At 68.8% G+C, this 2358-nt stretch carries 1 protein-coding gene and 1 CRISPR repeat array; the gene reads left to right on the top strand.

Features of this window, described 5'->3' with window-relative positions; genetic code table 11:
• Window positions 1-144 precede the first annotated feature (144 nt).
• Window positions 145-1637: a CRISPR direct-repeat array (repeat unit 28 nt; unit sequence GTCCTCTCCGCGCGAGCGGAGGTGTCCC).
• Between the two features lie 459 nt (window positions 1638-2096).
• A complete protein-coding gene (locus ABZ659_RS35775) occupies window positions 2097-2327 on the top strand; it encodes a hypothetical protein (protein WP_360229171.1) in 231 nt (76 codons plus the stop codon).
• The last annotated feature ends 31 nt before the right edge of the window (window positions 2328-2358 follow it).

Here is a 2358-nt window from a genome sequence, read left to right as displayed (position 1 = left end):
CGGCTCGACATCCGCGCCCGCTATCTGCTCGATGGTGGTGTCGCTCATGAGGCGTCTCCTTGATCATCGGATCCGCCGATCATTGAACACTCCCCTACAGGTAAAGAAACAACCAAGTCCCTTTAACGCTGCAGGTGGCGAAGGGTCCTCTCCGCGCGAGCGGAGGTGTCCCGCGGCCCCGCCCTCCCGAAGGAGGACAGGGCCGGTCCTCTCCGCGCGAGCGGAGGTGTCCCGGCCCGGTCGTCGCGCCGCCGGTCGACCACGACGTCCTCTCCGCGCGAGCGGAGGTGTCCCGTCGACGGCGTCGGCCCACTCTTCAGGCTGCTCGTCCTCTCCGCGCGAGCGGAGGTGTCCCGTCCCCGTTCAGTTCGTGCGCCGCGAGCCCCTCGTCCTCTCCGCGCGAGCGGAGGTGTCCCGGTGCTGTGCCTGGTCGTACATCTCCAGCGGCAGTCCTCTCCGCGCGAGCGGAGGTGTCCCGCCCTCGGCCTGTTCGGGCAGGTCCTCGGCCATGTCCTCTCCGCGCGAGCGGAGGTGTCCCCCGAACGACTGGCAGTAGATCAACGCCCGGCCCGTCCTCTCCGCGCGAGCGGAGGTGTCCCGGTCGTGCCCTTCCGTGGCCCGGGGGCGTGAGCGTCCTCTCCGCGCGAGCGGAGGTGTCCCGTCGCCGCAGATGGTCGAGGTCGATGAGGAGCTGTCCTCTCCGCGCGAGCGGAGGTGTCCCGGCGCTTCGGGGTGAGCGAAACCCCAGCCCAGCGTCCTCTCCGCGCGAGCGGAGGTGTCCCGCAGCTGCGCACCGGCGAGTGGAAGCGCATTGAGTCCTCTCCGCGCGAGCGGAGGTGTCCCGTAGTCGGGTACGCCGCGGCCGCCGCGCCGCTCGTCCTCTCCGCGCGAGCGGAGGTGTCCCAGGAGAACGACGGTGGGTAAGTCGATCCTGCTCGTCCTCTCCGCGCGAGCGGAGGTGTCCCGAACTACATGTCCCCGGTCAACGACGACCCGCGGTCCTCTCCGCGCGAGCGGAGGTGTCCCGGTGGAGGGCGGCCAGCCGCCGAGGCGCTCCTGGTCCTCTCCGCGCGAGCGGAGGTGTCCCGCCGGTGTGCCCCGAGTTCCAGGCCACGTCGATGTCCTCTCCGCGCGAGCGGAGGTGTCCCGCTGATCGTGCAGGGCATCCCTGGCTATCAGGGGTCCTCTCCGCGCGAGCGGAGGTGTCCCGCTACGACCGCCCGCCCGCCGCCGAGGGGGTGCGTCCTCTCCGCGCGAGCGGAGGTGTCCCGTTCACACGGCACTCTCCCGGACGCACCCACTGGTCCTCTCCGCGCGAGCGGAGGTGTCCCGGGGACTTTCAGGGGAACGGTCCGCTGGAACATGTCCTCTCCGCGCGAGCGGAGGTGTCCCGACTACAGGCTGACCGCAGACGCGGACGGCCTGGTCCTCTCCGCGCGAGCGGAGGTGTCCCGGAGGCGATCCACGGCGCGGTCCGCTGCTTGCCGTCCTCTCCGCGCGAGCGGAGGTGTCCCATCCGCCCACTCCCGAGCCAGGACGCCGACTTCGTCCTCTCCTCGCGAGCGGAGGTGTCCCGCTCCGCACGGTGCCGGTGCACGCCATCCAGGCGTCCTCTCCGCGCGAGCGGAGTTGCCCGATGGCGTCTCGGATGGCCCGTTGGTCCTCGCGGGGAGTTGGAAGCGGAGTTGTGAGAACGGCGGAGCCCTTGGGCGGGTGGCACATGTCCGGCGACGTGTTGAAGTTCCGCTTCAATGTCTAGCGGGTGACATAGCACCACTTCGCTGATCTGGCAAACGTGCAGGTCAACAGGGGTCTGACTCTTCGGAGTCAGACCCCTCGTTTTTCACCGTGCTGGATAGGTGCTGGATTTTCTGACCTCTCGTCACCTGTCATCACCTCCCATCACCCATACCGTGCTGGATCTGTGCTGGATATGGGCGGGCTGAGCGGCCCTCACGGGCGTGAGCGCCGAAGGGTGGGGGGCGTAGGCCCGCACAGTCGGGTCAATAGCACACTTCCTTCACGCGACTAACGCCGGTTGCGGAAACAAATCTCTGCCCGTCCCGCGTTGTCGATCTCCTGTGCGATAGACGGGGGTGGTCGGCTTGAAGCTGTTCCGTACGGACACGACAAAAGGCGATATGACCGAGGTCATGCCGCATCTTGCTGAGATCGAGGCCGATGTGCACGGCCTCGTCGAGGCGCACATGGAGACGCTGCTGGGCGTGCGGCTCCTGGCGAGCGAGTACAGTACCGGGCCGGTTGACTCTCCTCCCGAGGGTTCCTCAAGCACGCCGAAGCCTGGTCGCGCCGCAGCGTGCGCCTGACCTGGAGGTCCATCCGTCCCACGCGAGCGGT

This window comes from Streptomyces sp. NPDC006997, from assembly GCF_040635175.1.
GTDB lineage: Bacteria > Actinomycetota > Actinomycetes > Streptomycetales > Streptomycetaceae > Streptomyces.
Note: the sequence above shows the minus strand (reverse complement) of the source record. Positions and strands in the feature narration are given on the sequence as shown.